This window comes from Phytobacter sp. RSE-02 (genome assembly GCF_040578655.1).
Lineage (GTDB): Bacteria > Pseudomonadota > Gammaproteobacteria > Enterobacterales > Enterobacteriaceae > Phytobacter > Phytobacter diazotrophicus.
Genome location: NZ_JBEULY010000001.1, coordinates 475,427 through 499,209 on the forward strand (window position 1 = coordinate 475,427; position 23,783 = coordinate 499,209).

Genomic DNA, 23,783 nt, shown 5'->3' on the forward strand with positions numbered 1-23,783 from the left:
TTGTTGTCTCGACGATCTCATTAATATGGCATTTCTTGCCAGAGGGCGTTTTATGCGTAAAAAGGATTATATAATCACTATTGGTTCCGCCAATATGGATGTGGCGGGCTATTCACATGGTGTATTGAATTACGCGGATTCCAATCCGGGGAAAATAAAATTCACGCCGGGCGGTGTGGGGCGTAATATTTCACAGAATCTGGCATTGCTGGGAACTGAGTCATGGCTACTCACCGTGGTGGGCGATGATTTTTATGGCCAGTCTCTCTTAAATCAAACCAGTCAGTCCGGTGTACGAATAGAAAAATGTCTTATTGTTGCAGGTGAAAATACATCGAGTTATTTATCGCTCCTCGATAATACCGGCGAAATGCTGGTAGCCATTAACGATATGAATATTACCGATCATTTGTCTGCGGATTTCCTGGCAAAACATATCGATTTTATTCGCGACGCCAGCGTAATTGTTGCCGACTGCAATATCAGTGAAGACGCGCTCGCCTGGCTGCTGACACATACGGGAGATACGCCTGTTTTCATCGATCCGGTATCCGCCTGGAAATGCGTCAAAATACGCGACTGGCTGGGACAGATTCATACGCTGAAACCCAACCGCCTTGAGGCCGAAACGCTCAGTGGCATTACGCTTTCCGGGCGCGACGATGTAGGAAAGGTTGCCGAATGGTTTCATGCTCGCGGCCTGCGACGGCTGGTACTGAGCATGGGCGGCGACGGCGTTTATTACAGCGAGCGCGATGGCGTAAGTGGGTGGTCACCTCCGATTAAAACCCAGGTCGTTAATGTCACCGGGGCGGGTGACGCCATGATGGCGGGTCTGGCGGCCTGTTGGGTAGAAGGTTTTTCATTTATCGATTCGGTCCGTTTTGCGCAAGGGTGTTCGTCTATGGCTCTGGCGTCCGAATATACCAATAATCCTGACTTATCTTTTTCAAAAGTCACATCACTAGTGGAGAAACAAGATGTCTGAATTAACGATTTCCCCTGAATTACTGCATATTTCTGCGGAAGTAAAAGAAGCGCTGGAAAATAATAAACCGGTTGTGGCGCTGGAATCGACAATTATTTCTCACGGTATGCCCTTCCCGCAAAACGCGCAAACGGCAATTGAAGTCGAAGAGACTATTCGAAAACACGGTGCGGTACCGGCAACTATCGCCATTATTAAAGGCGTCATGAAAGTTGGTCTGACGAAAGAGGAAATTGAATTATTAGGCCGTGAAGGGCACAGCGTCGCAAAAGTCAGTCGCCGGGATTTACCTTTTGTGGTCGCCGCTGGATTAAATGGCGCAACCACGGTGGCATCCACCATGATTATTGCCGCGCTGGCCGGTATTAAAGTTTTTGCGACCGGAGGTATTGGCGGCGTTCACCGTGGTGCCGAACATACATTTGATATTTCCGCTGATTTGCAGGAGCTGGCGCACACTAATGTCACGGTCGTTTGCGCAGGGGCGAAATCTATTCTCGACCTCGGCCTGACCACCGAATATCTGGAAACCTTCGGTGTACCGTTAATTGGTTATCAGACCAAATCATTGCCGGCGTTTTTCTGCCGTACCAGCCCGTTTGAGGTCAGCATTCGTCTGGACAGCGCAAAAGAGATCGCGCGTGCGATGGCGGTGAAATGGCAAACCGGCCTTAACGGTGGCCTGGTGGTAGCGAACCCGATTCCTGAACAGTTTGCGATGGCGGAAGAGAAAATCAACGCCGCTATTGATCGGGCGGTGAAAGAGGCCGAAGAGCAGGGCGTGGTTGGTAAAGAGAGCACGCCGTTCCTGCTGGCTCGTGTAGCCGAACTAACCGGCGGCGATAGCCTGAAATCAAACATTCAGCTGGTGTTCAACAACGCCGTGCTGGCATGTGAAATCGCAAAAGAGTACCAACGTCTCGCATAAACCGGGCGCGGGCAGTGAGCGGTCGCCCGCAGGGATATCAGACATACCAAAACCTGGCGTTTACGCCGGGTTTCCTGGCATGAAGGGAAAATCATTATGGATATAATGAGAAGTTTTCTGGGTATGGTGGTATTACTGGCCATCGCTTTTCTGCTGTCAGTAAATAAAAAACGCATTAGTTTACGCACGGTTGGCGCGGCGCTGCTGCTGCAAATCGCTATCGGCGGGATTATGCTCTATTTCCCGCCGGGCAAATGGCTGGTTGAGCAGGCGGCGCTGGGGGTACATAAAGTGATGTCCTACAGCGACGCGGGCAGTGCCTTTATTTTCGGTGCGCTGGTCGGGCCTAAAATGGATGTGCTGTTTGACGGTGCCGGGTTTATTTTTGCCTTCCGCGTACTACCAGCGATCATCTTCGTTACCGCCTTAATCAGCCTGCTTTACTATATTGGCGTGATGGGGCTGTTGATCCGCATTCTGGGTGGGATTTTCCAGAAAGCGCTTAAGATCAGCAAAATCGAATCCTTCGTCGCCGTGACCACGATTTTCCTCGGGCAGAATGAAATCCCGGCTATCGTGAAGCCGTTTATTCATAAGCTCAATCGCAACGAACTGTTTACCGCTATCTGTAGCGGGATGGCGTCAATTGCCGGGTCGATGATGATCGGCTACGCCGGAATGGGGGTGCCGATTGACTACCTGCTGGCCGCGTCACTCATGGCGATTCCGGGCGGTATCCTGTTTGCCCGTATGCTGAGTCCGGCAACCGAGGCCTCGCAGGTCACGTTTGAAAATCTCTCGTTTACCGAAACACCGCCAAAAAGCATCATTGAAGCGGCGGCGTCTGGCGCAATGACCGGGTTGAAAATTGCCGCCGGTGTGGCGACGGTGGTGATGGCATTTGTGGCGATCATTGCGCTATTAAACGGCATTATTGGTGGTGTGGGCGGTTGGTTCGGTTTCGGCAACGCGACGCTTGAAGGGATCTTTGGTTATGCGCTGGCACCGCTGGCATGGATCATGGGTGTGGACTGGCACGATGCAACGCTGGCTGGCAGCCTGATCGGGCAGAAACTGGCGATCAATGAGTTCGTTGCCTATCTCAATTTCTCCCCTTATCTGCAAGCGGGCGGCTCGCTGGATGTCAAAACCATCGCCATTATTTCGTTTGCGCTGTGTGGGTTTGCCAACTTCGGTTCCATTGGCGTGGTGGTTGGCGCGTTTTCCGCGATAGCTCCCCAACGTGCGCCGGAAATCGCCCAGCTTGGGATGCGGGCGCTGGCGGCGGCAACGCTCTCTAACCTGATGAGTGCCACCATCGCCGGGTTCTTTATCGGTCTTGCCTGAGTCAACGGCACGCCAGTGTCACTGGCGTGCGTTCTTACGCTTCAGCTTTGCTTGTATTGAGTAACGCCATCGCATTTTCTGCTGAGAGGGCAGGGTTGTTGATGCTCACGCTGGCGCGGGATATCGCCGCACAGGCCATGGCAAAGTGGGCGCTCTCGGTAAAATCTCCCCCTTCCAGGAAGCTATATAACAGCCCCGCCATAAATCCGTCATCGGCCCCGAAGCGGTCGGTGAAGGTGTGATCCGGAGAGGTCAGCAGAAGCTGCTCGCCATCACGTTTAGAGCAGAACACGGAATCATCGTCCAGATACACGAAGATGCGTTGCACCCCTTGTTCATGGAGTGAATTGACCGCCGCGATTTTGTCTGCTTCACGACGAATCGGCTGACCCCATAAGATTTGCAGCTCTTGTAACGTGGGTTTCAGCGTGTGAATGCGTGACAGCCAGGGGCGAATCTTATCGGCTTTGAACTCGGAAACCGTATCGACGAAGACCGGAATATTCCCCGCCATGGTGAAGACCCACTGCAATGCCTCTTCGGTCAGGTTGCAATCAGCGAGTACCACACCCGCATGCATCACCAGATCGCGTGAGGCATTGAGCAACTGCGGCGTTAATTGCTGCAGAATGTGGGTATCGTTGATGGCCAGTACAGTCTCTTCCTGCTGATTGGCAACCGACAGATAGGTAGAGGTATTGTGCCCGTGCAGACGAATACAGCTTTGCACGTTCACTCCGGCCTGGCGGGTCTGTTCCAGTAACGTTTCGCCGTAAAAATCATCCCCCACGGCGGAGATAAGGTGCACATCGCGGCCCAGCAGGGCAAGGTTGTGGGCAACATTACGCCCTACGCCGCCTGCGGAGCACTGGATGTTACCGGGGTTGGAGGCGGACTGCGGGTAATGGATATCCGCCACGCCGCGAATATCCATATTAATGGCGCCAAACACGACGCAGTAATCCTGCTCGGTCAGAATGTAGCCTTTGCCTTTAATAAGCCCTTTACGCATCAAATCCATAATATGGGCGGCGACGCGTGAACGGCTGATTTGTAAAATATCGCCTATCTCATTTTGCTGAATAAGTGGGTTGCTGCGCAGGATTTGTAATATCTGTTTTTCCCTGTCGTTCATTTACGCCACGGCCTCTTCATTTTGTTGGGCTTTCAGCCAGGCAATCTCTTCTGCCCAGATGTCCGGGTTGATGGTTTCCAGAATCATCGGAATACCGTCGAAGCGATCGTCTTGCATGATCCAGCGGAAGGCATCATGACCAATATTGCCTTCGCCCAGGCTGTGATGGCGGTCGACACGGCTGCCGAATGCGCTTTTGGCATCGTTGAGGTGCATACCGCGCAGGTAGTTGAACCCCACTACGCGTTCAAATTCGGCGAACACTTTCGCGGTGCTTTCGGTGGTGCGCAGGTCGTACCCGGCGGCAAACGCATGGCAGGTATCGATACACACGCCGACGCGGGATTTGTCTTCGACACCATCGATAATGGCGGCCAGATGCTCAAAGCGAAAGCCGAGGTTGCTACCCTGGCCTGCGGTATTTTCGATAACCGCCGTGACGCCTTTGGTTTGTGCGAGCACAACGTTAATGGATTCGGCAATGCGCGCCAGGCACTTATCTTCATCGATTTGCATCAGATGGCTGCCGGGGTGGAAGTTCAGCAGCGTCAGCCCCAGTTGTTCGCAGCGTTGCACTTCATCGAGAAAGGCATCGCGGGATTTCTCCAGCGCCTCTTCAACCGGGTGACCCAGATTAATCAGATAACTGTCGTGGGGCAGAATTTGTCCCGGCTGATAGTGGTATTTTTCGCAGGCGGCTTTGAATTCATCAATCGTCTCGCTGGTGAGCGGCGCGGCACGCCATTGACGCTGATTTTTTGTGAACAGGGCAAACGCAGTGGCTTCGATTTCTGCTGCGCGAATGGCGGCATTGGCCAGACCGCCGGCGGCGCTGACATGCGCTCCGATGTATTTCATGTAAAGACTCCTGTTAAACCCGCAATACGCGTCATCCTTCACGCTGCATCGTTGTTGGCTTCATTCACACACCCCGCGCCGGGGATGCTTTCATTTGCCGCCTTGATACAACGCGAAGGATTTTGCGTAATTAAATAAACATTTTTCCAATAATAGCGGGTTAACAGGGAACAGACGTAAGGTTTTATGCCATCACATGGTGCACCAGCAGGTTAATTGCACCGCCACCGACAATCAGCCAGACAAACAGCGCCAGCGCCATCAGTAGCGGCTTCGCTCCTGCCTTTTTCAGTGCGCTGATATGGGTGGTTAATCCCAGTGCGGCCATCGCCATCGCCAGCAAAACGGTATCGACGGTAATCAGGACATCAACCACACTTTTCGGCAGTAGATGGAACGAGTTAAATACGGCCACCAGGATAAACAACACCGCAAACCACGGAATGGTAATTTTGCTCTTTTCGCCGTCTGCCGCCGGGGAGAGTTGTTTAACCCGCGAGGCGAGCAGGATCAGGAACGGTGCCAGCATCATCACGCGCAGCATTTTGGTAATGACCGCCGCATTCTCGGCATCCGGGCTGACGGCATGGCCTGCGGCCACCACCTGCGCCACTTCATGCATGGTTGAACCCATATAGATGCCGTACGCTTCCGGGGTGAACCAGTGCGCCAGCAGCGGATACATGGCCGGGTAGATAAAAATGGCCAGCGTTCCGTAAATCACCACGGTGGCGACGGCAACGGCGACTTTGCTGGACTCCGCTTTGACCACCGGTTCGGTTGCCAGCACGGCGGCAGCGCCGCAAATACTGCTGCCTGCACCAATCAGCCAACTGGTTTTTCTGTCCAGCCCAAAGACCTTTTGACCGAGTAAACAGGCCAGTATAAAGGTGCTGGAGAGCATCAACACATCGATAGCGATGCCGCTGACGCCCACCTCGGCAATTTGCGAAAATGTCAGGCGCAAGCCATAAAGAATAATACCGAGACGCAGCAAATACTGTTTTGACCATAATACGCCCGCATCACAGTGAACATGGATGCGCGGGTAAAGCGTGTTGCCTGCGACAATACCAAATAAGATAGCCAGCGTTAGCGCGCTAAAGCCTGCACCCGCAACCGAAGGAATATTACCCAGCCACAATGCCAGCCCGGCGATGACCGCACTGAGTAACAGACCCGGTGCGAACAACGCGACGTAATTCTTGCGTGGAACATGATGTGTGATTTCAGTCATAACCTTCTCCTTTCTCCGGGTAAAAGGTTACGGCGCTCTGGTTTAAAGGTAAAATTGATTATATATTTATAATTAATCTTTATAAGTGGTAAGTGACCCTTGCCCCGACGGTGAAAATTTATGCATATCACATTACGGCAGCTCGAAGTTTTCGCCGAGGTGCTCAAGAGCGGTTCCACGACCCAGGCTTCGCAAATGCTGTCTTTATCGCAGTCGGCGGTCAGCGCTGCGCTGACTGACCTCGAAGGCCAGCTCAGCGTTCAGCTTTTCGATCGCGTCGGTAAACGGCTGGTGGTGAATGAGCATGGCCGTTTGCTCTATCCCAGGGCGCTGGCGCTGCTGGAGCAGGCGACGGAAATTGAGCAACTGTTTCGTGAAGAAAATGGCGCAATTCGCGTGTACGCCAGCAGTACGATTGGCAACTACATACTGCCGGAGATCATTGCCCACTATCGACGGGATTTTCCCCAGTTGCCGCTGGATATGAGCGTGGGCAACAGCCAGGACGTTATCAATGCGGTGGCCGATTTTCGTGTCGATATAGGTCTGATTGAAGGGCCTTGCCATACGGCTGAGATCATCGCTGAACCCTGGCTTGAGGATGAACTGGTGGTGTTCGCGCCGCCAGACTCCCCGTTGTTGCAAGGGGAGGTTACGCTGGCGCGTCTGGCCGCTGCGCCGTGGATCCTGCGTGAGCGCGGCTCCGGTACGCGTGAAATTGTCGATTACCTGCTGCTGTCCCATCTGCCTGAGTTTCATCTCGGCATGGAGCTTGGCAACTCAGAAGCTATCAAACATGCTGTGCGCCACGGGCTTGGCATCAGTTGCCTGTCACGGCGCGTGATCGCCGAACAGCTTGAAGCGGGTTCGTTGGTCGAAGTCCCTGTTCCCTTGCCTCGCCTGGTGCGCACCCTGTGGCGCATTCACCACCGTCAAAAGCATCTTTCCAGTGCACTGAATCGCTTTTTGCGTTATTGCGACATTTGATTGCACCAGTAACAGGCAGTTGCACCATTCTGGTGTGCGACTGCCTGCTTTATCTTCTCTTTATGACCGCTTAACTGCCGCTATAGCGGGCCTGCTCGCGTTTTTATCTCGTTGGCACATTAGTTGCAAAAAGTGATTCAAAGAATCTTTTGTTTCATGAACGATGAGGTGACGAGAATGAAGAAGTGGATGATGGCAGCAGCGGGTGCGGCATTAATATTGTCCTGTGCAGGGCAGGCGATGGCCGATCAGCTCCAGGATATTCAAAAGCGTGGCGTGCTGCGCGTGGCGGTACCGCAGGACTTCCCGCCGTTTGGCTCCGTGGGAACCGATCTCAAGCCGCAGGGCTACGATATCGACATGGCGGAGTATCTGGCCAAAGAGATGAAAGTGAAGGTGGAGCTGGTGCCGGTAACCAGCGCTAACCGCGTCCCTTATCTGCAAACCAATAAAGTTGATCTGGTCATCTCCAGCCTCGGTAAGAATGCGGAGCGCGAAAAAGTGATCGACTTCAGCCGCGCCTATGCTCCGTTCTTCCTTGGCGTATTTGGCCCGAAAGACGCCACTCTGGCAGACGCTGCCGCGCTGAGCGGGAAGTCGGTCGGCGTCACCCGTGGGGCGGTGGAGGACATGGTGTTAAGCGATCTGGCCCCGAAAGATGCCGAGGTCAAACGCTACGAAGATAACAACACCACCATCTCTGCTTATCTTTCCGGCCAGGTGCAGTATATGGCGACGGGTAATGTGGTGGTGGCTGCGATTGCCCGCCAGAACCCGGAAAAAGCGCCGGTCAGCAAATTTATGCTTAAAGATTCCCCCTGCTTTATCGGGCTTAAGAAAAATGAGCCTGCGCTGAAAGCCGAAGTGGACAAGCTGATTGAACAGGCATTGAAAGACGGCACGCTCAACAACTTCTCGCAGAAATGGATGCAGGCGCCGCTGCCCGCCACCCTGGGCGTGTAAGGGTCTGGCATGACGACAACGCTTGATTTTGCCGCGCTGTGGCCGTTCTGGCCGCAGCTACTCGCGGGGCTTTGGACCACGGTAACCTTAACCATTCTGGCAACCATCGGCGGTGTGTCTCTTGGCATCCTGGGCGCGGCGCTACGTAGCGGCAAGCCCACGCTGGCGAGCCATATCTGGGGCGCGTATGTCGAGCTTATTCGTAATACGCCGTTCGTGGTGCAACTCTTTTTTATCGTTTTCGGTCTGCCTGGTCTGGGGCTGAAATTAACGGCAGGCGAGGCGGCGTTAATCGCCATGCTGGTCAACCTTGGGGCTTACAGTACGGAGATTATCCGCGCCGGGATCCAGGTGGCGCCAAAAGGACAATGGGAAGCGGCGCGCGTGCTGGGGCTAACGAAAACGCAGACCTTTATTCGCGTGATCCTGCCGCCATCGCTGCGGCGTATTTATCCGGCCCTGGTCAGCCAGTGCATTATTGTAATGCTCGGATCGTCGGTAGTCTCGCAGGTGTCCTATGAAGAGCTGACGTTTGCGGCAAACCTGATCCAGTCGCGTACGTTTTTAAGTTTTGAAGTTTATCTGGTCACCACATTGCTGTATCTGGCGCTTTCACTGTTGATGCGTCAGGTATTGATGGCAGCGGGACGGAAGTGGTTGGGGAGCGAGAGTTGATGAGTACATTTACCGACTGGGATATTCTGCGCAACCTGTTGCTGGCGGCGCGCTGGACCTTGCTGCTGTCGCTGATCGCGTTTATCTGCGGCACGCTGGTGACACTGCCGCTGCTGGTATTACGTATCAGCCGCTGGCACTGGCCGAAACGTCTGATCAGCGCCTATGCCGCGCTTTTTCAGGGTACCCCGCTACTGATGCAGCTCTTTCTGGCTTTCTTCGGTATTGCCTTGTTCGGTATCGATGTTAGCCCGTGGACGGCGGCAACGCTGGCGCTGACGCTCTTTACCAGCGCGTTCCTGCTGGATATCTGGTACGGGAGTATTAAGGCGTTGCCGAAAGGGCAGTGGGAGGCCTGTCGCTGTCTGGGGTTGAGTTTTGGTCAGACACTGTTTCGGGTAATTGCGCCACAGGCTATTCGCATTGCCATCGCCCCGACGGTCGGCTTTTCCGTACAGGTGATTAAAGGGACGGCGTTGGCCTCGATCATCGGCTTTGTCGAACTGACCAAAGCAGGCACCATGCTGAATAATGTCACCTTCGCTCCTTTTAAAGTGTTTGGCCTGGTTGCCCTGGGCTATTTCCTGATGTGTTACCCGCTGTCGCGTTACAGCCGTTATCTGGAGAAGAAATTCCATGCCGCTCATCACCATTAATGACGTGCAAAAATATTATGGCGAGAACCATGTGCTCAAAGGCGTAAGTCTGGATATCGAAATGGGCGAAGTGGTGTCGATCATCGGGCGCAGCGGCTCCGGGAAAAGTACCTTGTTACGCTGCATGAATGGGCTTGAGGGCTACCAGGACGGCAGTATTAAACTCGGTGGGATGACGGTGACCGACCGGGAGTCGCAGGCGCGGGAAATCAGTCGCTCGGTGGGGATGGTGTTTCAGAGTTTTAACCTGTTTCCACACATGACCGCGCTGGAGAACGTGATGCTGGCGCCGCGTCGGGTGCTGAAATTACCGGCGGATGAGTGCCGCAAGCTGGCGATTGAGATGCTGGAGAAGGTCGGTCTCGGTGAGCGCATCGATTATTACCCGTCGAATTTGTCAGGCGGGCAGCAGCAGCGCGTGGCGATTGCCCGTGCGCTGGCGATGAAACCAAAAGTATTACTCTGCGATGAGATAACCTCAGCGCTGGATCCGGAGCTGGTGGGCGAGGTGTTACGTGTGCTGGAGCAGCTTGCCGCCGAAGGGATGACCCTGATTCTGGTGACCCACGAGATGAGTTTTGCCCGCGAAGTGGGCGACCGGGTGGTGTTTATGCATCAGGGAAAAGTATGGGAGCAGGGCGAAAGTAAGTCGTTCTTTAGCCAGCCGCGTACCCCGGAATTGCAGCAATTTATCGCCTCAGTGCGTGGACTGAATTAGGTCTTTGCGTTTTTCCCCCTCACCCTAACCCTCTCCAAAAGGAGAGGGGAGGTTGCAGTTACGCCGCTCTCCGTCAGCTTTCAGCCTCTTTCTCCCCTCGCTCGCCAGATGTCGATTCCACTGCTTTACTTATAATCCACTGGCGATCATGAAGGTCTCTAATAAAACGTTGATTGTGCCGGAAGGATGCCCTTTCGTTTGCTACAATCGCGCCTCATTTTTTAGATGGATAGCATTTTCTTATGGTTTCCGAAACTAAAACCACACAAGCGCCCACGCTTCGCCGTGAACTCAAGGCGCGTCACCTGACGATGATCGCCATTGGCGGATCAATCGGTACAGGGTTGTTTGTCGCATCAGGGGCGACGATTTCTCAGGCGGGCCCGGGCGGCGCGCTGTTCTCCTATATTCTTATCGGTCTGATGGTCTATTTCCTGATGACCAGCCTTGGCGAGCTGGCGGCGTATATGCCGGTGTCCGGCTCCTTCGCGACTTACGGCCAGCAATACGTTGAAGAAGGCTTTGGCTTCGCGCTGGGCTGGAACTATTGGTACAACTGGGCGGTGACCATCGCCGTTGACCTGGTGGCTTCGCAACTGGTGATGACCTGGTGGTTCCCGGATACGCCCGGCTGGATCTGGAGCGCCGTATTCCTGTGCGTGATCTTCCTGCTCAACTACATCTCCGTTAAAGGCTTTGGCGAAGCGGAATACTGGTTTTCGCTTATCAAAGTGACCACCGTTATCATCTTTATCGTCGTTGGCGTACTGATGATCGTCGGCATTTTCAAAGGCGACCAGCCGGCTGGCTGGAGCAACTGGCAGGTAGGCGACGCACCCTTTGCGGGCGGGCTATCGGCGATGATTGGCGTGGCGATGATTGTCGGCTTCTCCTTCCAGGGTACCGAGCTGATTGGTATTGCGGCAGGGGAGTCCGAAGACCCGGAGAAGAACATTCCGCGCGCGGTGCGTCAGGTGTTCTGGCGTATTCTGCTGTTCTATGTGTTCGCTATCCTGGTCATCAGCCTGATCATTCCTTATACCGATCCGAGCCTGCTGCGTAACGATGTGAAAGACATCAGCGTCAGCCCGTTCACCCTGGTATTTGAACATGCGGGTCTGTTGTCTGCGGCAGCGGTGATGAATGCCGTTATCCTCACGGCGGTACTGTCGGCGGGTAACTCCGGTATGTACGCGTCTACCCGTATGCTCTACACCCTGGCCTGCGATGGCAAAGCGCCGCGCATTTTCGCTAAACTGTCGAAAGGCGGCGTGCCGCGTAACGCCCTGTATGCCACCACCGTGATTGCGGGTCTGTGCTTCCTGACGTCGATGTTTGGCAACCAGACTGTTTACCTGTGGCTGCTGAACACCTCCGGCATGACCGGTTTTATCGCCTGGTTGGGTATTGCTATCAGCCATTACCGCTTCCGTCGTGGTTATGTCATGCAGGGGCACGATCTGAACAACCTGCCGTACCGTTCAGGTTTCTTCCCGCTGGGGCCGATCTTCGCTTTTGTGCTGTGTCTGATCATCACCCTGGGCCAGAACTATCAGGCTTTCCTGGCGGATACCATTGACTGGGGCGCCGTAGCGGCAACCTATATTGGTATTCCACTGTTCCTGATCATCTGGTTTGGTTACAAACTGTCGAAAGGCACCCACTTTGTAAGCTACAAAGATATGGTGTTCCCGGAGCGCTTTAAGAAATAACCGGCAGTCGTTCTGCGATGACCAATAAAAACGCCCCGGCAAATTACCGGGGCGTTTTTTGTTAAGCGTTATTAGAAGTTATAGGTTAAGCCAACGGTATAACGGCGGCCATCAAGGACCGTGTCATAGGTGTCGTAATCAATCTGTTTATCCAGCACGTTGTAAACCCCGGCGGAGACCAGCAAATTCTTATTCGCGTTGTAACGCAGACCCACATCCACCTGACTGTAAGAAGGCGTACCCTGCGACATTGAGGTGCGGCTTAAGTATTCCGAGGTTTTGCCACGGAAGTTCAGGCGTCCCCAAAGACCCACATCCTGCGTGGCCTGCCAGTCGAGCGTGGTGTTAACCATGTGTTTCGGCATTTTGTTAAGCGGCTTGCCGGAAAACTGACCGCTTTTCTGTTCTGACTCGGTGAAGGTGTAGTTGGCCATCAGGTTAAGGTCGCGCGTGATGTTCCAGCCGAAGGTGGATTCGACGCCGCGCATATTGGCTTTATCAACGTTAACGCGATCGCTGACAAAATCGTAACTGACGCTGCCGATCGTACAGGCCGGATCGGCGCTGCTGTTGCACCGACGTACTTCGGTGATTTTATCCTTGAAGTCGGTGTTGAACAGCGTAATGCCTGCGTTGAGGGTGTCATTGTTATCCCACAGCAGGGCGATTTCTTCGCTCAGGCTTTTTTCCGGTTTCAGGTCGGGGTTGCCGACAATCATGCCATTCATGCGGCCACCGCCTGTCGCTTGTCCCCAGCTTGCGGAAGACTGACGCAGATCCGGGGCGCGATAACCTGCCGACACGCCGCCTTTAATTGTCCACTGGTCGGTCAGATGCCACACGCCGTAGCCGCGCGGTGTCCAGTTGGTGCCGTAGTTTTCATCTTTGTCCATGCGCAGGCCGCCAGTCAGCGTCACGCTGTCGAGCACCGCCCATTCATCTTCTGCAAATAACGCCCAGCTCCAGCGGGTGAGTTTATTCAGCCCGTCCGCCGCTTCCAGTTGATTGCCGTTATCGCGCAGTTTCTCATAGCGATACTGCCCGCCGACCGTCATGGTATGGCTGCCAAGGAATATCTGGTTCTGGTTGTTGACGATGGTGTTATACGACTTCATCTGGCGACCCGGGTTATTGGTCTCTTCCTGCTGAATGTAGCTGGATGTATTGAAGTCGCTGTAATAACCGCTGTGGGTTAACGAGTAAGTAGTGTGCTCGTAGCGGCTGTCACTTTTGCTGTTGGGCGTACAAACGTTGCCACGGCAGGTCTCCGCCGCCGAGGACATACCTGGCGTACTGTTGCGATCCTGCAATTCGCGGGCAATATCCAGGTCGAAATCGTTTTTATCATCCGGGGTGAAATTGAACGTCACGCCACCGTTGCGCAGGCGCTGCTCGTTATAGCCGTTGAGGATTTTATCTTCCGCGCGACGGGATAATAGCCCGCTCACTTTCGCGCCCAGTAGCCCGTCAATCAGCGGGCCGGAAGCGGACGCGTTGGTCTGGAAGAGATCGCCGGAATCACTGTTTTCCTGGAAAGTGGCATCGCCATGCACAGAGCCCGTCCAGCCTTTGGTATTGGACACTTTTTTGGTGATGACGTTAATCACACCGCCCATTGCGTCCGAACCGTACAGCGATGACATCGGGCCGCGGATCACTTCAATACGCTCAATAGATTCCAGCGGCGGCAGCCAGCCTTGTTCGATACCGGCGTTATCACTGTTGGGGCGCGTACCGCGGGTGCTGATTCGTTTGCCATCGACCAAAAAGAGGGTGTATTGCGAAGCCATGCCGCGAATGCTGATATCACTGCTGCTGCCACCACCGGTCACCACCACACCCGGAACATCTTTCAACGCGTCGGTGACATCCCGGTACGCTTTATCTTCAAGCTGCTGTTTAGAAATAACCGAAATAGAGGCCGGGGCGTTCTGAATTTTCTGTTCAAATCCAGTTGCGGAGACGACAACAGTGTCTTCTCCAGCCGCAAGGAGTGCCGGGGGGAAGGTGGCAGCGCAGACGGCAACTGCCAGCAATTTAGCGCGAGGTAAAGTCATTTTGTCATTCCGTTTAAATGAATAAAGCTCCATCGGGCAATACCATGAAGACTATAAGTGTTTGTCTTTTAAGAACTCTGGTGATGGAGAAGCGGAAGGATTGTGGATAAAAAGTGAATTTATGTAAATACAACTGATAATTGAAATCATTTGCATTTGTTGATTTTGATGAAGGGAAATCTAATATTTTCAGCGGGATAGTTGCAAGTGTAAGGAATCGTAAAGAGGAGGGCACCGCCCTCCGGTGATTATTTCAGCAGATATTGCGCGTGGAAACGCAGGTGGTCTTCAATAAACGAGGCCATAAAGTAATAGCTGTGATCATAGCCAGGCTGAACGCGAAGCGTGAGCGGCCAGCCGGTCTGGCGGGCGGCCTCAGCCAGACGGGCGGGCTGTAGCTGTTCTGCGAGGAATTGATCGGCATCGCCCTGATCGATAAGCGTCGGGATCGCATCTTTATTTTGACTGGCCAGCATCAGCGCGCAGCTATCCCAGGCCTGCCAGGTTGAGGTGTCGTTGCCCAGATAAGCGCTAAAGGCTTTCTGTCCCCAGGGGACCTGTGCCGGGTTCACAATCGGCGCAAACGCAGAAACACTGGTAAAGCGCCCCGGGTTTTTCAGCGCCATGATCAGTGCGCCGTGGCCGCCCATCGAATGGCCGCTAATGGCGCAACGTTCGCTGACGGTAAATTGTGATTGAATCAACGCGGGGAGTTCATCGCGCAGATAGTCATACATGCGGTAATGCGCCGCCCACGGTTGTTCGCTGGCGTTGAGATAAAAGCCCGCGCCTTTGCCCAGATCATAGCCATCGGCGTCGGCAACGTCATCGCCGCGCGGACTGGTATCTGGCATTACCAGAACAATCCCCAGCTCAGCCGCAACGCGTTGCGCGCCGGCTTTGGTGGTGAAGTTTTCATCGGTACAGGTCAGGCCCGACAGCCAGTACAGCACCGGAGGGGGGGTTGTTGTCTTCGTAGGCGGTAAAAAAATGCTGAATGTCATGGTGCAATTCAGCACGGTGGAGTCGTGCCGCCAGCGTTGTTGGCGCCCCTCAAAACAGCGGTGCTCTTCAAGCAATTCCATGCAAGGCTCCTTGATTATTTGTTAACAGTTAAAGCGTGACGATCACTCATAATACAGATAATTCATGCGCCTGTGAGTAACTTTCACTTTCACCTCGCTGCATCATAATGCATCATAAATTTTACTTTTTTTTAACGTTAGAGGTTTCCATGGCGCTACGCATTGCGCTCTGTGGCTTTATCGTACTGGTGGTGGCAATGGGAATAGGGCGCTTTGCTTTCACGCCCCAGGTGCCGCTGATGATTCGCGATGGACAACTGACGTTAACCAGCGCCGGACTGGTCTCCGCGATGAATTACCTCGGTTATTTACTGGGGGCGTGGGATGCGATGCGCGCCACTAAACATATCGAGATGCGTCTGTATCTTGGCGTTGCGGGGGCTGTTGCGCTGACCTTTCTTTCGGCGCTGGCGGATAACGCCATTGCACACGGCGCGCTGCGCCTGGTGATTGGTGCGATGAGCGGCTGGGCGATGGTGCTTACCGCGGCCTGGACGAACGAGCGTCTGGCGCATTACGCCCGTCCGGGTTTGAGTGCCGCCGTGTTTGCCGGGCCGGGGGCGGGCATCGCCCTGAGCGGCCTGCTGGCGGTGGTTATTCAGTCGCGCGCGCTCTCCTCAACGGCAGCCTGGCAGGTCTATGGCGTACTGGCCCTGGTGCTGGTGGTATTGATCGCCCGCTATTTGCCGCGTCCGGGCCAGTTACATCGCTCCGGCGTTCAGCCAGAACCGCTGCATTTGACGACCGATCTGAAACGACTGGTCTGGAGCTATAGCCTGGCGGGGTTTGGCTACATCTTACCCGCGACCTTTCTTTCGCAAATGGCGGCGCTGCGCTTTCCCGGTAGCCTCTTTGCACAGTTTGTCTGGCCAGTGTTTGGTGCTGCCGCAGTTGTCGGGATTGGGCTGAGTATTGCCCTGCGTCATGTGGGCCACAGCCATCAGCGGCTGGCGATTGTGCTTTGGCTACAAGGGGTGGGGGTGGTGGCCTCTTGCGTATTGCCGGGGATGAGTGGTCTGGTCATGGGCGCGCTGTTGGTCGGCGGGGGTTTTCTGTGTGCGGTGCAGTTATCTCTGCTGTATGGCCGCGAACTGGCGCCGAATCATACCCGGTATATGGCAGGTTTGCTCACCACTGGCTATGCCGTCGGGCAATTGATTGGGCCGATGACGTCTGCGCTCTCCACCTGGCTTACGCAGCGGCTGGAACCCGCACTGGGACTGGCCGGGCTGGCGCTGCTGCTCGGCGGGATTTTGGTCTGGAAACGTACGGCGTGAAAGGTACGAGCAATTTCATTAATTATCTCCGTGAATACTGGATTCTGTGCGCGACCTCACGCACAATGATTGCTCGCTTCGCCCGTCGCACGGCGAAGATGCCACACCTGCAGGAGAATAAAAAATGTCATCACTCAGTAAAGAAGCGGCTCTCGTTCATGAAGCCCTGGTTGCCCGTGGCCTTGAAACCCCGTTGCGCCCGCCTGTCGACATGGATAACGAAACCCGTAAACGCCTGATAGCCGGTCATATGACCGAGATTATGCAGCTCCTTAATCTCGATCTGAATGATGACAGCCTGATGGAAACCCCACATCGCATCGCCAAAATGTACGTTGATGAAATTTTCTCGGGACTGGATTATGCCAATTTCCCGAAAATTACCGTCATCGAAAATAAAATGAAAGTGGATGAGATGGTGACGGTGCGTGATATTACGCTGACCAGCACCTGTGAACACCACTTTGTCACTATCGATGGGAAAGCGACCGTCGCTTATATTCCCAAAGAGTCGGTGATTGGTCTGTCGAAAATTAACCGTATTGTGCAGTTCTTTGCCCAGCGTCCGCAGGTGCAGGAACGTTTGACGCAGCAGATCCTGACGGCGCTGCAAACGCTGCTGGGTACCAATAATGTGGCGGTGTCCATTGACGCGGTGCATTACTGTGTGAAAGCACGTGGCATTCGTGATGCAACCAGCGCCACCACCACAACGTCATTGGGCGGCCTGTTTAAGTCCAGCCAGAACACTCGCCAGGAGTTCCTGCGCGCAGTACGTCACCATAACTAATTAGCCCGGAGAGCTGGATACATGGAGAGAAATGTCACGCTGGATTTTGTTCGTGGCATTGCCATTCTCGGTATCCTGCTTCTGAATATCACCGCTTTTGGACTGCCAAAAGCGGCCTATCTTAATCCCGCCTGGACTGGCAGCATCACCTTAAGCGATGCCTGGACATGGGCTGTGCTCGACCTGTTTGCGCAGGTGAAATTCCTCTCCCTGTTTGCGCTTCTGTTTGGCGCGGGCCTGCAAATGCTCTTGCCGCGCGGTAAGCGCTGGATCCAGTCACGCTTAACGTTACTGGTACTGCTGGGTTTTATTCACGCGCTGGTCTTCTGGGATGGCGATATTTTGCTGGCTTACGGACTGGTGGGGCTTATCAGTTGGCGCATGATTCGCGATGCGCAAAGTGTGAAAGCGTTGTTCAATACCGGGCTGGCGCTGTATTTGATTGGCATTGTGGTACTGCTGTTGCTGGGATTCATATCTGGCAGTGCGCCAAACCGTTCATGGCTGCCGGGGCCAGCCAATATCCAGTATGAAGTCTGGTGGAAAACCACGGGCAGTATGATGGAGGCCATCAGTAATCGTGCTGATATGCTCTCTAGCGGTCTGCTGGCGCTGGGGGCGCAGTATGGCTGGGAGTTGGCCGGGCTGATGTTGCTGGGCGCAGCGCTGATGCGTAGCGGCTGGCTGAAAGGGCAGTTCAGTCTGGGGCACTATCGCCGTACGGGATGCTTTTTGATAGCGCTTGGCGTAGCGATAAACCTGCCGGCCATTATTGCCCAATGGCAACTTGACTGGGCATATCGCTGGTGCGCGTTTATCCTGCAAGCGCCGCGTGAGCTGGGCGCACCCATACAGGTGCTGGGTTATACCGCGCTTATCTTTGGTTTCTGGCCGCAACTGTGCCGCTGGAGACTGGTTAATGCTGTGGCCTGCGTTGGGCGGATGGCACTGAGCAATTACCTGCTGCAAACGCTCATTTGTACCACGCTGTTTTATCGTTTCGGCCTGGTGATGAAGTTTGACCGCTTGCAACTGCTGGCTTTCGTCCCACCTGTCTGGGCCGTCAATATTCTCTTCTCTGTTTTCTGGCTGCGCCGGTTCCGTCAGGGGCCGATGGAATGGTTGTGGCGGCAATTAACCGCACGTGCTGCGGGGACATCATTGCCGCGCACATCCAGATAACGATCTGGATCACAATCATTAACAAAATGGATGTAACCGTTTCCATTGATGTGATGCCACTCACGCAGCAACCTCTCGCCGACTGAGAGAATAGCCTCCTTGCTAAACAGGGGGTATCTGTGAGCTGCCGTAATCAACATAAAGGTTGGTCAATATGATCACCATTCGTGATGTGGCCCGTCAGGCGGGCGTTTCCGTCGCGACGGTTTCCCGTGTGCTGAATAACAGTGCGCTGGTCAGTCAGGAAACGCGGGAAGCGGTGATGAAGGCGGTTGCGCAACTGGGCTATCGCCCGAATGCCAACGCCCAGGCACTGGCCACGCAGATCAGCGACACCATCGGCGTGGTGGTGATGGACGTCTCCGACGCCTTCTTTGGCGCGCTGGTGAAAGCGGTAGATACCGTGGCGCAGCAGCACCAGAAATATGTGCTCATCGGCAACAGTTACCACGAAGCGGAAAAAGAGCGTCACGCTATTGAGGTGCTGATACGTCAACGATGTAACGCATTGATCGTTCATTCAAAAGCGCTAAGTGATGAAGAACTCGCCGGGTTTATGGAACAGATTCCTGGCATGGTGGTTATCAATCGCGTGGTGCCGGGTTATGTCCACCGTTGTGTCTCACTCGATAACGTCAGCGGTGCGGTGATGGCCACCCGCATGCTGCTCAATCACGGACATCAACGCATAGGCTATCTCGCCTCCAGCCATCAGATTGAAGATAACGACATGCGCCGTGAGGGCTGGGTTAAAGCGCTTGCGGAGCAGGGTATTGCCGCGCCGGATGCCTGGGTGGGTATGGGGTCACCGGATATGCAGGGCGGGGAGGCTGCTATGGTGGAGCTCCTGAGCCGCAACCAGCAGCTTACGGCGGTGTTTGCCTATAACGACAGCATGGCCGCCGGGGCGTTAACGGCGCTGAAAGATAATGGCATTGCGGTGCCACCGCATCTTTCTCTCATTGGTTTCGATGATATACCGATTGCCCGTTATACCGATCCGCAATTGACGACGGTGCGATATCCGATTGCGTCAATGGCCCGCCTGGCCACTGAACTGGCGCTGATGGGGGCTGCGGGCAAGCTCGATCCTGAGGCAACGCACTGCTTTATGCCAACGCTGGTACGCCGTCATTCTGTCGCCTCACGTCAATCTGTGGCAACGATCACTAACTTATGATGTTTGTTGATGTAACCGTTTTCAATCTGTGAGTAAATTCACAGTATCTTAACAAGACGGTGACTATGATGTCAGCGTTTTAGAAGCTGAAACACAATGTAACGGTGATTATTCATTTTCACCGAGTCATTCAGCCTCAAGCATCGAAGAAAGCGCATTATTGGAGCGTTACCGAACACGGAAGAAAGAATTTTTTGAGTGAACTTCGGCGAACAGTAACGTTTCATTAACTTGCTGCCCCGCCGATCATTATTCGCATGAACTACCCTGCATAAAAAAACCGGAGATACCATGAATAAGAAGGTGTTGACTCTGTCTGCTGTTATGGCAAGCATGCTTTTTGGCGCAGCCGCACATGCAGCTGATACCCGTATTGGTGTGACCATCTATAAATATGACGACAACTTCATGTCAGTTGTCCGTAAAGCCATCGAGAAAGACGCCAAAGAAGCTTCTGGCGTACAGCTGCTGATGAACGACTCCCAGAACGACCAGTCCAAACAGAATGACCAGATCGACGTTCTGCTGGCGAAAGGCGTTAAAGCCCTGGCAATCAACCTGGTTGACCCGGCTGCTGCAGGCACCGTTATCGAAAAAGCACGTGGTCAAAACGTTCCGGTTGTGTTCTTCAACAAAGAGCCTTCTCGCAAAGCGCTGGACAGCTACGACAAAGCTTATTATGTGGGTACTGACTCCAAAGAATCCGGCATCATTCAGGGCGACCTGATCGCCAAACACTGGGCTGACAATAAAAACTGGGACCTGAACAAAGACGGTCAAATCCAGTACGTTCTGCTGAAAGGCGAACCAGGTCACCCGGATGCTGAAGCTCGTACCACTTACGTTATCAAAGAGCTGAATGACAAAGGCATCAAAACTGAGCAACTGCAGTTAGATACCGCGATGTGGGATACCGCTCAGGCGAAAGACAAAATGGACGCATGGCTGTCGGGTCCGAACGCCAACAAAATTGAAGTCGTGATTGCGAACAACGATGCGATGGCAATGGGTGCGGTTGAAGCGCTGAAAGCGCACAACAAATCTTCCATCCCGGTATTCGGCGTGGATGCGCTGCCAGAAGCTCTGGCACTGGTTAAATCTGGTGCAATGGCCGGTACCGTGCTGAACGATGCCAACAACCAGGCGAAAGCAACTTTCGATCTGGCGAAAAATCTGGCAGACGGTAAAGGCGCAGCTGACGGCACCAACTGGAAAATTGAGAACAAAATTGTTCGTATTCCTTACGTTGGTGTAGATCAGGGCAATCTGTCTCAGTTCATCGGTAAATAATTCGTTTTAAGCATGTTCTCACCGGGCGCAACAATAATAGTTGCGCCCTTATAATACGATATGCCAGGCCAACAAGGTACAATTATGGTCAGCAATAATACTCAGTCGTCCGGTGAATTCTTGTTGGAAATGAGCAATATCAACAAGTCTTTTCCAGGGGTAAAGGCTCTCGATAATGTGAATTTAAAAGTGCGTCCGCACTCAATCCATGCATTAATGGGTGAAAATGGCGCCGGTAAATCGACATTATTAAAATGCCTTTTTGGGATATACCAGAAAGACTCCGGCAGTATTCTTTTTCAGGGAAAAGAAATCGATTTCCATTCTGCAAAAGAAGCGCTGGAAAATGGTATCTCAATGGTTCACCAGGAACTTAACCTGGTGTTGCAACGTTCTGTAATGGACAACATGTGGTTAGGTCGTTACCCAACCAAAGGCGTGTTTGTCGATCAGGACAAAATGTACCGTGATACAAAAGACATCTTTGATGAGCTGGATATTGATATTGATCCGCGTGCGCGTGTCGGTACATTATCTGTTTCGCAAATGCAGATGATCGAAATTGCAAAAGCGTTCTCATACGATGCCAAAATTGTCATCATGGACGAACCAACTTCTTCGCTGACCGAAAAAGAAGTTAATCATCTTTTCAAAATTATCCGTAAGCTGAAAGATCGCGGCTGCGGTATTGTTTATATTTCCCATAAGATGGAAGAAATCTTCCAGCTCTGTGATGAAATTACGATCCTGCGTGATGGTCAGTGGATTGCGACCCAGCCGCTTGAAGGGCTGGATATGGACAAGATCATTGCGATGATGGTAGGGCGTTCGCTCAACCAACGTTTCCCGGATCGCCAGAACACGCCGGGTGAGACGATTCTCGAAGTACGTAATCTGACCTCATTGCGCCAGCCGTCAATCCGCGATATCTCCTTTGATCTGCGTAAAGGTGAGATTCTTGGTATTGCTGGTCTGGTTGGGGCGAAGCGTACCGATATCGTAGAAACATTATTTGGTATTCGTGAAAAAGCCACGGGTACAATTAAGCTACACGGCAAAAATATTAATAACCACAATGCGAATGAAGCCATCAATAATGGTTTCGCATTGGTTACCGAAGAGCGTCGCTCTACCGGGATTTACGCTTACCTGGATATCGGATTTAATTCGCTTATTTCCAATATTCAGAACTATAAAAATAAAGTCGGTCTGCTGGATAATTCCCGTATGAAAAGCGATACCCAATGGGTTATTGACTCCATGCGCGTGAAAACACCCGGCCACCGTACCCAAATTGGATCGCTTTCCGGTGGTAACCAACAGAAAGTGATTATTGGTCGCTGGTTGTTAACCCAACCAGAAATCTTAATGCTTGACGAACCCACTCGTGGTATTGACGTTGGGGCGAAGTTCGAGATATATCAGCTGATTGCGGAGCTGGCGAAGAAAAACAAGGGGATTATTATTATCTCCTCTGAAATGCCTGAATTGTTGGGTATCACTGACCGTATTCTGGTGATGAGCAATGGTCTCGTTGCCGGAATTGTTGACACTAAAACGACAACGCAAAACGAAATACTCCGTCTTGCGTCTTTGCACCTTTAAGATCAGGGGCTCCTCATGAGTGCGTTAAATAAAAAAACTTTTCTCACTTATCTGAAAGACGGCGGTATTTACGTTGTTCTTTTAGTGTTACTGGCGATTATTATTTTCCAGGATCCTACGTTCTTAAGTCTGCTGAACTTAAGTAACATTCTGACCCAGTCTTCCGTGCGTATTATCATCGCACTGGGCGTAGCCGGGCTGATTGTGACACAGGGTACTGACCTGTCCGCAGGGCGTCAGGTAGGCCTGGCGGCGGTAGTGGCAGCGACCTTGTTGCAGTCGATGGAAAACGTCAACAAAGTGTTTCCGGAAATGCACACGATGCCGATCATCGCGGTCATCGGCATTGTTTGTGTGATCGGTGCAATCATCGGTCTGGTGAACGGTATTATCATTGCTTACCTCAACGTGACGCCTTTTATCACCACGTTGGGTACGATGATCATCGTGTACGGTATCAACTCCCTGTACTACGACTTCGTGGGTGCATCGCCGATTTCCGGCTTTGACAGCGGCTTCTCTACCTTCACGCAAGGCTTTATCGCGCTGGGTGCGTTCCGTCTGTCTTATATCACCTTCTATGCATTGATTGCCGTCGCCTTCGTTTGGGTGTTGTGGAACAAAACCCGCTTTGGCAAAAACATATTCGCTATCGGTGGTAACCCGGAAGCGGCAAAAGTGTCTGGTGTTAACGTTGCGCTGAACCTGCTGATGATCTATGCCCTGTCCGGTGTGTTCTATGCGTTCGGTGGGATGCTGGAAGCAGGTCGTATCGGCTCGGCAACCAATAACCTCGGTTTTATGTACGAACTTGATGCTATCGCAGCGTGCGTGGTAGGCGGCGTCTCCTTTAGCGGCGGGGTAGGTACGGTTCTGGGCGTGGTGACCGGTGTAATCATCTTCACCGTTATCAACTACGGTCTGACCTATATCGGTATCAACCCGTACTGGCAGTACATCATTAAGGGCGGCATCATCATCTTCGCGGTGGCGCTGGACTCCCTGAAATACGCGCGTAAGAAATAACAATCAGAACCCGGATACGGCGTTGCCTTATCCGGGCTACTTTTTGCAGCAAATCCGGATAAGGTGTTTTAATGCCGAATCCGGGAT

General features: G+C 53.2%; 21 protein-coding genes. 16 read left to right on the top strand and 5 right to left on the bottom strand.

What is annotated here, in order from left to right; genetic code table 11:
• The first annotated feature begins 52 nt into the window (after nt 1–52).
• From ABU190_RS02060 to ABU190_RS02070, 3 genes are all read left to right on the top strand, one after another.
• On the top strand, nt 53–988 hold the full coding sequence (locus ABU190_RS02060; RefSeq protein WP_354690241.1) for a pseudouridine kinase: 936 nt from the start codon (nt 53–55) through the stop codon (nt 986–988).
• Complete coding sequence (locus ABU190_RS02065) at nt 981–1,916, top strand: pseudouridine-5'-phosphate glycosidase (protein WP_039079959.1); 936 nt, start codon at nt 981–983, stop codon at nt 1,914–1,916. Before ABU190_RS02060 ends, ABU190_RS02065 begins: the two co-directional genes overlap by 8 nt.
• A 96-nt stretch (nt 1,917–2,012) precedes the next feature.
• Nucleotides 2,013–3,263: a NupC/NupG family nucleoside CNT transporter gene (locus ABU190_RS02070; RefSeq protein ID WP_354690242.1), complete on the top strand. Its 1,251-nt coding sequence runs from the start codon at nt 2,013–2,015 to the stop codon at nt 3,261–3,263.
• A gap of 34 nt (nt 3,264–3,297) precedes the next feature.
• On the opposite strand, the gene ABU190_RS02075 is transcribed toward ABU190_RS02070, so the two are convergent.
• The 3 genes from ABU190_RS02075 to ABU190_RS02085 all read right to left on the bottom strand — a co-directional run bounded on the left by ABU190_RS02075 (nt 3,298) and on the right by ABU190_RS02085 (nt 6,493).
• A complete protein-coding gene (locus ABU190_RS02075; RefSeq protein ID WP_271850760.1) occupies nt 3,298–4,398 on the bottom strand; it encodes a sugar kinase in 1,101 nt (366 codons plus the stop codon).
• Nucleotides 4,399–5,256 carry a deoxyribonuclease IV gene (gene nfo / locus ABU190_RS02080; protein WP_039079962.1) on the bottom strand — a complete coding sequence of 286 codons (858 nt, stop codon included), beginning with the start codon at nt 5,254–5,256 and terminating at the stop codon, nt 4,399–4,401.
• Between the two features lie 184 nt (nt 5,257–5,440).
• Nucleotides 5,441–6,493, bottom strand: coding sequence for a YeiH family protein (locus ABU190_RS02085; protein ID WP_354690243.1), 1,053 nt, complete (start codon nt 6,491–6,493; stop codon nt 5,441–5,443).
• Between the two features lie 120 nt (nt 6,494–6,613).
• Between ABU190_RS02085 and yieE the strand changes: the two genes are divergently transcribed.
• The 6 genes from yieE (at nt 6,614) to ABU190_RS02115 (ending at nt 12,204) form a co-directional block, all read left to right on the top strand.
• A complete protein-coding gene (yieE, locus tag ABU190_RS02090) occupies nt 6,614–7,480 on the top strand; it encodes a DNA-binding transcriptional regulator YeiE (RefSeq protein WP_039079964.1) in 867 nt (288 codons plus the stop codon).
• Nucleotides 7,481–7,657: 177 nt separating this feature from the next.
• Complete coding sequence (locus ABU190_RS02095) at nt 7,658–8,443, top strand: transporter substrate-binding domain-containing protein (RefSeq protein ID WP_071195685.1); 786 nt, start codon at nt 7,658–7,660, stop codon at nt 8,441–8,443.
• Between the two features lie 9 nt (nt 8,444–8,452).
• A complete protein-coding gene (locus ABU190_RS02100; RefSeq protein ID WP_039079966.1) occupies nt 8,453–9,118 on the top strand; it encodes an amino acid ABC transporter permease in 666 nt (221 codons plus the stop codon).
• A complete protein-coding gene (locus ABU190_RS02105; protein WP_039079967.1) occupies nt 9,118–9,774 on the top strand; it encodes an amino acid ABC transporter permease in 657 nt (218 codons plus the stop codon). Before ABU190_RS02100 ends, ABU190_RS02105 begins: the two co-directional genes overlap by 1 nt.
• Entirely contained in the window at nt 9,755–10,492 is a 738-nt protein-coding gene (locus ABU190_RS02110; protein ID WP_039079968.1) for an amino acid ABC transporter ATP-binding protein, read from the top strand. The genes ABU190_RS02105 and ABU190_RS02110 overlap by 20 nt, the downstream gene beginning before the upstream one ends.
• Nucleotides 10,493–10,734: 242 nt before the next feature.
• On the top strand, nt 10,735–12,204 hold the full coding sequence (locus tag ABU190_RS02115) for an amino acid permease (RefSeq protein ID WP_039079969.1): 1,470 nt from the start codon (nt 10,735–10,737) through the stop codon (nt 12,202–12,204).
• 71 nt (nt 12,205–12,275) lie between these two features.
• On the opposite strand, the gene ABU190_RS02120 is transcribed toward ABU190_RS02115, so the two are convergent.
• A complete protein-coding gene (locus ABU190_RS02120) occupies nt 12,276–14,261 on the bottom strand; it encodes a ligand-gated channel protein (protein ID WP_354690244.1) in 1,986 nt (661 codons plus the stop codon).
• Between the two features lie 248 nt (nt 14,262–14,509).
• On the bottom strand, nt 14,510–15,346 hold the full coding sequence (gene fghA / locus ABU190_RS02125) for an S-formylglutathione hydrolase (protein WP_354690245.1): 837 nt from the start codon (nt 15,344–15,346) through the stop codon (nt 14,510–14,512).
• A 149-nt stretch (nt 15,347–15,495) separates the two neighbouring features.
• Here fghA and ABU190_RS02130 point away from each other — a divergent pair, with 149 nt between their 5' ends.
• The 7 genes from ABU190_RS02130 to mglC all read left to right on the top strand — a co-directional run bounded on the left by ABU190_RS02130 (nt 15,496) and on the right by mglC (nt 23,696).
• Nucleotides 15,496–16,623: a YbfB/YjiJ family MFS transporter gene (locus ABU190_RS02130; protein WP_354690246.1), complete on the top strand. Its 1,128-nt coding sequence runs from the start codon at nt 15,496–15,498 to the stop codon at nt 16,621–16,623.
• 124 nt (nt 16,624–16,747) lie between these two features.
• Complete coding sequence (folE, locus tag ABU190_RS02135; RefSeq protein ID WP_039079972.1) at nt 16,748–17,413, top strand: GTP cyclohydrolase I FolE; 666 nt, start codon at nt 16,748–16,750, stop codon at nt 17,411–17,413.
• A gap of 21 nt (nt 17,414–17,434) precedes the next feature.
• The gene (gene yeiB / locus ABU190_RS02140; RefSeq protein ID WP_354690247.1) at nt 17,435–18,595 is read left to right on the top strand and encodes a DUF418 domain-containing protein YeiB; all 1,161 of its coding nucleotides are present in this window, start codon (nt 17,435–17,437) and stop codon (nt 18,593–18,595) included.
• A gap of 154 nt (nt 18,596–18,749) precedes the next feature.
• Nucleotides 18,750–19,775: an HTH-type transcriptional regulator GalS gene (gene galS / locus ABU190_RS02145; protein ID WP_039079974.1), complete on the top strand. Its 1,026-nt coding sequence runs from the start codon at nt 18,750–18,752 to the stop codon at nt 19,773–19,775.
• 291 nt (nt 19,776–20,066) lie between these two features.
• Nucleotides 20,067–21,065 carry a galactose/glucose ABC transporter substrate-binding protein MglB gene (mglB, locus tag ABU190_RS02150; RefSeq protein ID WP_047369543.1) on the top strand — a complete coding sequence of 333 codons (999 nt, stop codon included), beginning with the start codon at nt 20,067–20,069 and terminating at the stop codon, nt 21,063–21,065.
• 84 nt (nt 21,066–21,149) lie between these two features.
• A complete protein-coding gene (gene mglA, locus ABU190_RS02155; RefSeq protein ID WP_271850753.1) occupies nt 21,150–22,670 on the top strand; it encodes a galactose/methyl galactoside ABC transporter ATP-binding protein MglA in 1,521 nt (506 codons plus the stop codon).
• A 15-nt stretch (nt 22,671–22,685) separates the two neighbouring features.
• A complete protein-coding gene (gene mglC, locus ABU190_RS02160) occupies nt 22,686–23,696 on the top strand; it encodes a galactose/methyl galactoside ABC transporter permease MglC (RefSeq protein ID WP_047369545.1) in 1,011 nt (336 codons plus the stop codon).
• Nucleotides 23,697–23,783 lie beyond the last annotated feature (87 nt).

Bases quoted from the DNA above. Each gene is read 5' to 3' on its own strand.
- ABU190_RS02060 (WP_354690241.1), top strand. From the start codon at position 53: ATGCGTAAAAAGGATTATATAATCACTATTGGTTCCGCCAATATGGAT.
- ABU190_RS02065 (WP_039079959.1), top strand. From the start codon at position 981: ATGTCTGAATTAACGATTTCCCCTGAATTACTGCATATTTCTGCGGAA.
- ABU190_RS02070 (WP_354690242.1), top strand. From the start codon at position 2,013: ATGGATATAATGAGAAGTTTTCTGGGTATGGTGGTATTACTGGCCATC.
- ABU190_RS02075 (WP_271850760.1), bottom strand. From the start codon at position 4,398: ATGAACGACAGGGAAAAACAGATATTACAAATCCTGCGCAGCAACCCA.
- nfo (WP_039079962.1), bottom strand. From the start codon at position 5,256: ATGAAATACATCGGAGCGCATGTCAGCGCCGCCGGCGGTCTGGCCAAT.
- ABU190_RS02085 (WP_354690243.1), bottom strand. From the start codon at position 6,493: ATGACTGAAATCACACATCATGTTCCACGCAAGAATTACGTCGCGTTG.
- yieE (WP_039079964.1), top strand. From the start codon at position 6,614: ATGCATATCACATTACGGCAGCTCGAAGTTTTCGCCGAGGTGCTCAAG.
- ABU190_RS02095 (WP_071195685.1), top strand. From the start codon at position 7,658: ATGAAGAAGTGGATGATGGCAGCAGCGGGTGCGGCATTAATATTGTCC.
- ABU190_RS02100 (WP_039079966.1), top strand. From the start codon at position 8,453: ATGACGACAACGCTTGATTTTGCCGCGCTGTGGCCGTTCTGGCCGCAG.
- ABU190_RS02105 (WP_039079967.1), top strand. From the start codon at position 9,118: ATGAGTACATTTACCGACTGGGATATTCTGCGCAACCTGTTGCTGGCG.
- ABU190_RS02110 (WP_039079968.1), top strand. From the start codon at position 9,755: ATGCCGCTCATCACCATTAATGACGTGCAAAAATATTATGGCGAGAAC.
- ABU190_RS02115 (WP_039079969.1), top strand. From the start codon at position 10,735: ATGGTTTCCGAAACTAAAACCACACAAGCGCCCACGCTTCGCCGTGAA.
- ABU190_RS02120 (WP_354690244.1), bottom strand. From the start codon at position 14,261: ATGACTTTACCTCGCGCTAAATTGCTGGCAGTTGCCGTCTGCGCTGCC.
- fghA (WP_354690245.1), bottom strand. From the start codon at position 15,346: ATGGAATTGCTTGAAGAGCACCGCTGTTTTGAGGGGCGCCAACAACGC.
- ABU190_RS02130 (WP_354690246.1), top strand. From the start codon at position 15,496: ATGGCGCTACGCATTGCGCTCTGTGGCTTTATCGTACTGGTGGTGGCA.
- folE (WP_039079972.1), top strand. From the start codon at position 16,748: ATGTCATCACTCAGTAAAGAAGCGGCTCTCGTTCATGAAGCCCTGGTT.
- yeiB (WP_354690247.1), top strand. From the start codon at position 17,435: ATGGAGAGAAATGTCACGCTGGATTTTGTTCGTGGCATTGCCATTCTC.
- galS (WP_039079974.1), top strand. From the start codon at position 18,750: ATGATCACCATTCGTGATGTGGCCCGTCAGGCGGGCGTTTCCGTCGCG.
- mglB (WP_047369543.1), top strand. From the start codon at position 20,067: ATGAATAAGAAGGTGTTGACTCTGTCTGCTGTTATGGCAAGCATGCTT.
- mglA (WP_271850753.1), top strand. From the start codon at position 21,150: ATGGTCAGCAATAATACTCAGTCGTCCGGTGAATTCTTGTTGGAAATG.
- mglC (WP_047369545.1), top strand. From the start codon at position 22,686: ATGAGTGCGTTAAATAAAAAAACTTTTCTCACTTATCTGAAAGACGGC.